This is a genomic window from Mycobacterium sp. TH-M25, assembly GCF_057473665.1.
On record NZ_JBYCLA010000198.1, the window covers coordinates 1 to 8,708 of the forward strand.

The window sequence follows — 8,708 nt, forward strand, 5'->3', positions numbered from 1 at the left end:
CTGGCGCGAGGAATTGATGCCGCATTACGAGCAGGCCAAGCGGATGCTCGGGGTGGTCACCAACCCGACGTTCACCGACGCCGACCGCATTCTCAAAGAGGTCGCCGAGGACATGGGCTGCGGCGACACCTTCGTGCAGACCCCGGTCGGAGTGTTCTTCGGGCCCGACGGCACCAAGACGCCCGGCCAGACGGTGCCCGACCCGTATTTCGGTGGCACCGGCCCCGAGCGCACCGGCTGCCTGGAATGCGGCAGCTGCATGACGGGCTGTCGCTTCGGCGCCAAGAACACCCTGGTGAAAAACTATCTCGGTCTCGCGGAATCCAATGGCGCAGAAGTGATTCCGATGACCACAGTCACCGGTTTCGAGCAGCGCGCCGACGGGGTGTGGGAGGTCCGCACCGCGCGCACTGGCCGGACACTTCGCCGGAACAAGCGCACCTTCACCGCACAGCATCTGGTGTTGGCCGCCGGTACCTGGGGCACCCAGCACCTGCTGTTCAAGATGCGCGACGCCGGAAAACTGGCCAAGCTGTCAGACAAGCTGGGTGAGCTGACCCGGACGAACTCCGAATCCATCGTTGGCGCAGGCCGATTGAAGGTCAGCCCCGATCTGGATCTGACCCACGGAGTGGCGATCACCTCGTCGATTCACCCGTCGTCGGACACCCACATCGAGCCCTGCCGGTATGGCAAGGGCTCCAACGCGATGGGTCTCTTGCAGACGCTGATGACTGACGGTCCCGGTCCCGGCGGCAGCGACGTGCCCCGCTGGAAACAGTTGCTGGACAACGTCGGCCACGATCCACGCGGCACGCTGCGACTGCTCAACCCTAGGCAGTGGAGCGAGCGAACGATGATCTCGCTGGTGATGCAGAACCTGGACAACTCGATCACCACCTACACCAAACGCACGAAGTTGGGTCGTCGCCGCTACGTCAGCAAGCAGGGCCACGGTGTGCCGAACCCGACGTGGATCCCGGTTGGTAACGAGGCGACCCGCCGCATTGCCGAAAAAATCGACGGCGTCGCGGGCGGAACCTGGGGCGAGTTGTTCAACATCCCACTGACCGCACACTTCCTGGGCGGCGCAGCGATCGGCGACAGCCGGGAGGCCGGCGTCATCGATCCCTATCACCGGGCCTACGGCTATCCGACGCTGTTCGTGGTGGACGGCGCCGCGATCTCGGCCAATCTCGGTGTGAACCCGTCGCTGTCGATCACGGCGCAAGCCGAGCGCGCCGCCTCGTTGTGGCCGAACAAGGGGGAGAACGACATTCGTCCCAAGCAGGGTGAGGCCTACCGTCGGCTGGACCCCATTGCCCCGGCCCACCCGGTGGTGCCGGAGTCGGCGCCGGGCGCGCTGCGCTGGCTGCCTTCCCCCGGCGCTGATGCCGTCAGCGCCGGGGCTCAGGAGCAGACCGGGTCGATCAGTCCGGCTGGTTGACCGATCGGTAGGCGTGGCGGCGCATCGGGGCGCGCCCCGGTGGTTGCTGCGGCGCAGGGAGCAGCGGCTCACGCTTGATCAACGTGATCGTCGTAGGTTCGGTGGTGGTGAGTGCGACGTCCTCGCCAGCGTGCCGGATTGTCAATCCGGCGTCAGGTCCGTCCCGCAGCGTGTAGGTCACCTTGTCGTGGATGACGTCCACAGTCACCCGAAAGTCGCGCCAACGCAAACGAAACCGCAGTCGCGAGATGCCGTCGGGTAGATAGGGGTTGAGGGACAGAACTCCCTCGTCGTCACGTAGGCCGCCGAAACCGGCGACCAGAGCGGTCCATGCGCCGGCAAGCGAGGCCATGTGCAGGCCGTCTTTGGTGTTGTGGTGCAGATCGCGAAGGTCGACCAGAGCCGCCTCGTAGGTGTAGTCGTGCGCCAACTCCACGTGCCCGACGTTGGCGCACATCACCGCCTGGGTGCAGGCCGACAGCGAAGAGTCGCGCACCGTTCGGCGCTCGTAGTAGTCGACGTTGCGGGCCTTCTGCTCGTCACTGAATTTGTGGCTCTGCCAATACATGGCAAGCACCAGGTCGGTTTGCTTGACCACTTGGGCCGAGTACAGCAATGCGTAGGGCTCGTGCAGCAGCAGTGGGTATTTGTTTCTGGCGTCGAAATCCCACTCGGCATAGGTGGTGAAGCCTTCGGACTGCGGGTGCACGCCGAGTTCTTCGTCGAACGGAATGTGCGCAGCCTCGGCGGCGTCGCGCCACGCGGCGGTCTCTTCGGTGCTCACACCCAGATCGTGGGCGCGTTCGGAATGCCGGGCGCACGCATCGGCCGCTACCTGCAGGTTGTGTGCCGCCATCATGTTGGTGAACACGTTGTCCCGCACGATCGCGGTGTACTCGTCCGGGCCGGTCACCCCGTCGAGGTGCCATACTCCGTGGCGGTCGTGGTGTCCGAGTGAATGCCACAGCCGCGCGGTCTCGATGAGCACCTCGAGTCCGCAGTCTTTCTCCAGCGAGTCGTCGCCGGTGGCAACACGATAGCGCTCGAAAGCCATCGCGATGTCGGCGTTGATGTGCCACGCGGCGGTCCCGGCCGGCCAGTAGGCCGAACATTCCTGACCGTGAATCGTGCGCCAGGGGTAGGCGGCGCCTTTGAGGTCCAGTTGCGCGGCGCGCTCTTTTGCGAGATCCAATGTTGAAGCGCGCCAACGTAGTGCGTCGGCCGCAGCATGAGGCAAGGTGTAGGTCAGTACCGGAAGCACAAACCCTTCGGTGTCCCAGAACACGTGGCCGTCGTACCCGGTGCCGGTCAAACCCTTGCTGGCGATGCCGCGGCCCTCGGCCCGCGCACTGGCCTGCAGCAGGTGGAATAGGCCGAACCGGACGGCCTGCTGACAGATCAGGTCTCCCTCGACCTCGACATCGGCGCCGTCCCAGTAGTCGTCGAGGATTTTACGTTGGGCATCCAGCAGGCCCCGCCAGCCGCTGTACCGCGCGCTGTGCAACGCGGCGGCGACCTGGTCGCGCAGCGCGGGCCGGGAACGCCGGGCCGACCAGCCATACGCGAGGTACTTCACGATGCGCAGGGTCTGGCCCGGGCGCAGTCCGCAGATCACGGTCGTACGGGCGAGGTCACCGCTCGCGTCGTTGCTGATCTCGTGGCGACCCTCGAACTCAACCTCGTGGTCCATGGCCGCGGCCCTCATCAAAGCGCTGGCCCGGGTCCGGTGCATCAACAGCGCGCCGCAATCGGTGTCCTCGTGCTGGACGGCCTCCAGCGGCTTGTCCAGGATCGCCGATACCCTCGGGTCACCGGACGTCACGGGCTGGTCCTCGTTGGCGACCAACTCGGATTGCACTGTGACACGGACGAATTGATCCACCGCCTCGACCATGTATTCGATAGCGACAACGCTGCGCTGAGCCAGCGACACCAGCCGGGTGGAGGTCACCCTGACCTGCTTGCCGGCCGGGGACTGCCAATGGGCGTCGCGGGTCAGCGTTCCTGCCCGCAGGTCGAGTATTCGCTCGTGGCTGATCACCTTGCCGTAGCGGACGTCGAACGGTTCGTCGTCGACCAGCAGCCGCAAGATCTTGCCGTTGGTGACGTCGACGACGGTCTGGCCGGCTTCTGGGTAGCCGTAGCCCGCTTCGGCATAGGGCAGCGGCCGCACTTCGTAGAACGAGTTGAGGTACGTGCCGGGCAAACCGTGGGGTTCGCCTTCGTCAAGGTTGCCGCGAATACCGATGTGTCCGTTGGATAATGCGAACAGTGATTCGGATTGGGCCAGGACGTCGAGGTTCAGCTCGGGTTCCCGGATCTGCCAGGGTTCGACGGGCAGCGTGCCATCTGGGATCATCACGACCTCCTAAATCAGATCGCCGAGGTCGGTTACCACGAGATCGGCTCCGTGACTGCGTAATTTCTCAGCCTGGCCCACGCGGTCGACGCCGACGACGTAGCCGAACTTACCGGCACGCCCGGCCTCCACGCCGGACAGCGCGTCCTCGAATACCGCTGCGGCAGCGGGCTCTACGTTCAGCAGCTCCGCGGCGCGCAGGTACGAGTCGGGCGCGGGCTTGCCGGCGATGTGCTCCTTGCCCAGCGTGACGCCGTCGACGCGTTGCTGGATGTACTTCTCGAGCCCGGCGATCTTTAGCACCTCGCCAGCGTTGGCGCTGGCCGACACCACGGCGATGGACAGGCCGGCAGCGGCTACCTTCTCCAGGTAGCGGCGCGAGCCTTCGAAGACCTTGACGCCGTCGGAGTGCAAAGTTTTTTGAAAGGCGTCGTTTTTGCGGGTGCCCAGGCCGTAGATGGTGTCCTTGTCGCCGGTGTCGTCGGGATCGCCTTCGGGCAGTTCGATGTCCCGGCTGGACAGAAAGGAACGCACGCCGTCTTCGCGCTTTTTACCGTCGACGTATTTCAGGTAGTCTTGGTCCGCGTCGAAGGGCACGAACTTTTGGCCGTTGTCCTCGGCGTGCTGCTTGAGGAAGGAATCGAACATGACCTTCCAAGCTTTGGTGTGCACGCTTGCGGTGTCAGTGAGCACACCGTCGAGATCGAACAAGCAGGCGTGTACTGCTTCCGGTAGACCCAGCAAGGCGGGCCTCCCTTCTGGGATGAGGTCGGTCTGGGATTGAGTCGGTCGGGGATGGTTTCTGCCGTGAGCAGTACTACCTCACCATGCTCGCTGCCGGTTCGCCAGACGTTCTGGTTGACCGGCCTTTTCCCGGCGTTTGTAGTCGTCGCGCATACTGCCCATCTGCTGCACCTGCCGCCGCGTCGCTTCCTGCAGCAGCGCCCTCTTCGAGGGAAAGTGCTTGTACAGGGCGCCGGAGCCGCGGGACAGCCCGCACGCCTGTTGGATGTCGGCGATGGATGTGCAGGCATACCCCTGACGGGCGAACAACTCCATGGCTGCTTGGAGCAGGCGATCGCGAGTGCCGACAGCAGCGGAGGTCATGGGCGTGACCGTACCGTGGCCGGTGATGATCGGTGCTGGGTGGCGCGATAGTTGCTCACACCTACGTCAGGCGGGCGGAGCGTCGACGGGTGCGCCTCTAGACTGTGCCGGTGGAGCCCGCATCGCCCCGTCCCGTACTGGTCGTCGATTACGGCGCGCAATACGCCCAGTTGATCGCGCGCCGGGTGCGCGAGGCGCGGGTCTTCTCCGAGGTGATTCCGCACACCGCCGGGGTCGACGAGATCAAGGCCCGCGATCCGCTGGCGGTGGTGCTGTCCGGTGGTCCGGCCAGCGTGTACGCCGACGGCGCGCCGCAGCTTGACCCGGCGTTGTTCGACCTGGGCGTGCCGGTGTTCGGCATCTGCTACGGATTCCAGGCGATGGCCCAAGCGCTCGGTGGCACCGTCGCGCGAACCGGCACCAGCGAGTATGGTCGCACTGAACTGAAAGTCCTTGGTGGCGAACTACATTCGGAACTTCCCGGCACCCAGCCGGTGTGGATGAGCCACGGCGACGCGGTCACGTCCGCGCCCGACGGTTTCGAGGTGATCGCGACCAGTGCGGGCTCTCCGGTGGCGGGGTTCGAGAACCGCGCGCGACGACTGGCCGGGGTGCAGTATCACCCCGAGGTGTTGCACAGTCCGCACGGACAGCAAGTGCTGACGCGGTTCCTGCACGAGTTCGCCGGTATCGCTGCGGACTGGACGCCGGCCGGTATCGCCGAGGCGTTGATCGAGCAGGTGCGCAACCAGGTCGGCGACGGCCACGCGATCTGTGGGCTGTCCGGCGGCGTCGACTCGGCCGTGGCCGCGGCGCTGGTGCAGCGGGCCATCGGGGATCGGCTGACGTGTGTGTTCGTCGACCATGGTTTGCTGCGGGCGGGGGAGCGCGCACAAGTCCAACGCGATTTCGTCGCGGCGACCGGGGCCAACCTGGTCACCGTGGATGCCGAGGCAACCTTCCTCGATGCGCTGTCCGGGGTGACCAACCCCGAAGGCAAGCGCAAGATCATCGGGCGGCAGTTCATCCGCGCGTTCGAGGGTGCTGTTCGGGATGCATTGGGGGACAACGACGACGAGATTGAATTCCTGGTGCAGGGGACGCTGTATCCCGACGTGGTGGAGTCTGGCGGCGGTACCGGTGCGGCCAACATCAAGAGCCACCACAATGTCGGCGGCCTACCCGACGACCTGAAGTTCACCCTCGTCGAGCCGCTGCGGCTGCTGTTCAAAGACGAAGTGCGCGCGGTCGGCCGCGAGTTGGGCCTGCCCGAGGAAATCGTTGCGCGGCAGCCTTTTCCGGGACCGGGCCTGGCGATCCGGATCGTCGGCGAGGTCACCGCGGCGCGACTGGAGACGCTGCGCCGGGCCGACTCGATCGCGCGCGAGGAGTTGACTGCGGCCGGCTTGGATTCCCAGATCTGGCAGTGCCCGGTGGTGCTGCTGGCCGACGTCCGTTCGGTGGGAGTGCAGGGCGATGGCCGAACCTACGGGCATCCGATCGTGCTGCGGCCGGTGTCCAGCGAAGATGCCATGACCGCCGATTGGACTCGGGTGCCCTACGACGTGCTGGAACAAATCTCGACCCGGATCACCAACGAGGTCCCCGAGGTCAACCGGGTGGTGCTGGACGTCACCAGCAAGCCGCCCGGCACCATCGAGTGGGAATAGCCGGCTAGGGCACCGGGGTGCCATCCCGCGGATCAGCGGGTCCCCGGACCTGCAGCGGCAGGCCGCGGCGCCGGCTTCCTCGATCTCGTGTGAGTGTGTGCTCGCCGATCCATCGGGATCGGTGCGATGCGTGGCATCAGCTTGGCCCGAGGACGTAGGTGCCGGTCCACCTTGGTGCCGAATGCTGTCAGCCCGGGCGTCAACCGGCCCGGCGTGACTCAGCTGTGACCGCGAGTTAGCTGGACGCCACCTGCAACAAGCATCCGCTTGACGACGTCGGGCGGCTGGGTATTGACTATTGGTACTCGAACATACATTCGAACAACACTAGTCACATCCGTACCGCAGGAGTAGTTGATGACGGCGATGCTTGCTTCCGAACAGTCGCATCACAACCGTGCTGAACAGCTACAACAGCTGCGACGGCAGATGGCGGCGGTATCCGGGAAGACCGGCTCCGCACAGCGTGGCCACGCCCAGGTGGACGACCTGCTTCCATCTTCGGAAGTCAGGCTCCCGGTTCCGCAGTTGCTGGCGGATGTGTTACCGGATGCGTTGCCACGGGGAACGGTTGCGGTGCTCTCAGGCGCCCGGTCGCTGCCGCTGAGCATGGTGGCCGCGGTGACGGCCGCCGGCGGAAACGCGGCCATCGTCGGCCAGTCGGATGTCGGCCTGTTGGCCGCGGTCGAAATGGGAGCCGATCTGAGCCGGCTCGCGGTGATCCCGGACCCCGGGGCCGACCCGGTGGAGATCGCCGCGGTGCTCATGGACGGAATGGACCTGATCGTGCTGGCGCTGAAAGGGCGCTCGGTGCCACAGACCCGGGCCCGGGCCGTGGTGGCCCGCGCCCGGCAGAAAGGCTGCACGCTGCTGGTCACCGACGGCGACTGGCAGGGTGCTTCGATACGACTGAAGGCACGGGTCTGTGGTTACGAAACTACTTCGGATCAGCCGGGTTTCGGACGGATCAGCAAGGTACGGCTCGAGGTGTGCGCCGCGGGGCGGGCGATCAGGCGGGCTCGGACGGGGTGAATGTGGACTCTCGGGTATTGGCGTTCTGGTGCATGGACTGGCCCGCGGTCGCCGCGGCGACGGCCGCTGGGCTGGCCGCGACGTCACCGGTCGCCGTCACGCTGGCCAACCGGGTGATCGCCTGTTCGTCGGCGGCCCGTTCGGTGGGTGTGCGGCGAGGGCTGCGTCGGCGTGAGGCGTCGGCCCGCTGCCCGCAACTGCACGTCGTCGCCGCCGATCCCGACCGCGACGCCCGCTACTTCGAGGGAATTGTCGCGGCGGTGGACGACCTGGTGCCTCGCGCCGAGGTGTTGCGCCCCGGCCTGGTGGTCATGCCGGTCCGAGGTGCGGCCAGGTTCTTCGGGTCCGAGCAGCAGGTCGCCGAGCGACTGACCGATACAGTGGCGGCGGCCGGTGCCGAGTGTCAGGTCGGCATCGCCGATCGGTTGTCCACGGCGGTCTTCGCCGCCCGCGCGGGCCGCATCGTGACGCCGGGGGAGGACGCGCGTTTTCTGTCGGCGCTGTCGATTCGGCAACTCGCCATCGAGCCCAGCCTGTCCGGTCCCGGACGGGTAGTTCTGGCAGATCTGTTGTGGCGGATGGGGATTCGTACCGTTGGTCAGTTCGCCGCGCTGTCGCGTACGGATGTGGCCTCGCGGTTCGGTGCCGACGCGGTGAACGCACACCGGTTCGCCAGCGGCGAGCCGGAACGCGGGCCATCCGGGTCTGAGCCGCCGGCCGAGCTCGATGCGGTGCTGCAGTGCGATCCGCCGATCGACCGGGTCGACGCCGCGGCGTTCGCCGGGCGCTCGTTGGCCGCCGAGTTGCATCAGACATTGCTGGCCGCCGGGGTAGGCTGCACCCGGCTGGGCGTCCATGCCCTCACCGCCAATGGCGAAGAGCTGAACCGGGTTTGGCGATGTGCCGAGCCGTTGACCGAGGATGCGACCGCCGATCGGGTGCGCTGGCAGCTGGACGGCTGGTTGAACACCCGGATCGTCATGGATCGGCCCACCGCGCCGGTGGTGCAGTTGCGGCTGCGGGCGGTGGAGGTGGTGTCGGCGGGGGCGCTGCAGTTACCGCTGTGGGGCGGTCTCGGTGACGAGGGCCAGCT

7 protein-coding genes are annotated in these 8,708 nt (G+C 66.4%); 4 read left to right on the forward strand and 3 right to left on the reverse strand.

Features of this window, described 5'->3' with window-relative positions:
* Window positions 1-1,447: FAD-dependent oxidoreductase (locus AC2VOU_RS06635; RefSeq protein ID WP_486956651.1), on the forward strand; the 1,447-nt coding region annotated here is incomplete at its 5' end.
* Here the strand turns inward: AC2VOU_RS06635 and AC2VOU_RS06640 are convergent.
* The 3 genes from AC2VOU_RS06640 to AC2VOU_RS06650 form a co-directional block, all read right to left on the reverse strand.
* Window positions 1,431-3,806: a glycoside hydrolase family 65 protein gene (locus AC2VOU_RS06640; protein ID WP_486956652.1), complete on the reverse strand. Its 2,376-nt coding sequence runs from the start codon at window positions 3,804-3,806 to the stop codon at window positions 1,431-1,433. The two genes, AC2VOU_RS06635 and AC2VOU_RS06640, sit on opposite strands and share 17 nt — an antisense overlap.
* 9 nt (window positions 3,807-3,815) lie before the next feature.
* Complete coding sequence (locus tag AC2VOU_RS06645) at window positions 3,816-4,550, reverse strand: beta-phosphoglucomutase family hydrolase (RefSeq protein ID WP_486956653.1); 735 nt, start codon at window positions 4,548-4,550, stop codon at window positions 3,816-3,818.
* A gap of 78 nt (window positions 4,551-4,628) precedes the next feature.
* On the reverse strand, window positions 4,629-4,913 hold the full coding sequence (locus tag AC2VOU_RS06650) for a helix-turn-helix domain-containing protein (protein WP_486956654.1): 285 nt from the start codon (window positions 4,911-4,913) through the stop codon (window positions 4,629-4,631).
* Window positions 4,914-5,017: 104 nt separating this feature from the next.
* Between AC2VOU_RS06650 and guaA the strand changes: the two genes are divergently transcribed.
* The 3 genes from guaA to AC2VOU_RS06665 form a co-directional block, all read left to right on the forward strand.
* A complete protein-coding gene (gene guaA / locus AC2VOU_RS06655; protein WP_486938963.1) occupies window positions 5,018-6,583 on the forward strand; it encodes a glutamine-hydrolyzing GMP synthase in 1,566 nt (521 codons plus the stop codon).
* A gap of 357 nt (window positions 6,584-6,940) precedes the next feature.
* Window positions 6,941-7,615 carry a hypothetical protein gene (locus AC2VOU_RS06660; RefSeq protein ID WP_486956655.1) on the forward strand — a complete coding sequence of 225 codons (675 nt, stop codon included), beginning with the start codon at window positions 6,941-6,943 and terminating at the stop codon, window positions 7,613-7,615.
* Between the two features lie 32 nt (window positions 7,616-7,647).
* On the forward strand, window positions 7,648-8,708 hold a 1,061-nt coding region (locus AC2VOU_RS06665), incomplete at its 3' end, for a DNA polymerase Y family protein (RefSeq protein ID WP_486956656.1).

Excerpts from the sequence above, each read along its gene's own strand:
- AC2VOU_RS06640 (WP_486956652.1), bottom strand. The coding sequence starts at position 3,806 with ATGATCCCAGATGGCACGCTGCCCGTCGAACCCTGGCAGATCCGGGAA.
- AC2VOU_RS06650 (WP_486956654.1), bottom strand. The coding sequence starts at position 4,913 with ATGACCTCCGCTGCTGTCGGCACTCGCGATCGCCTGCTCCAAGCAGCC.
- AC2VOU_RS06660 (WP_486956655.1), top strand. The coding sequence starts at position 6,941 with ATGACGGCGATGCTTGCTTCCGAACAGTCGCATCACAACCGTGCTGAA.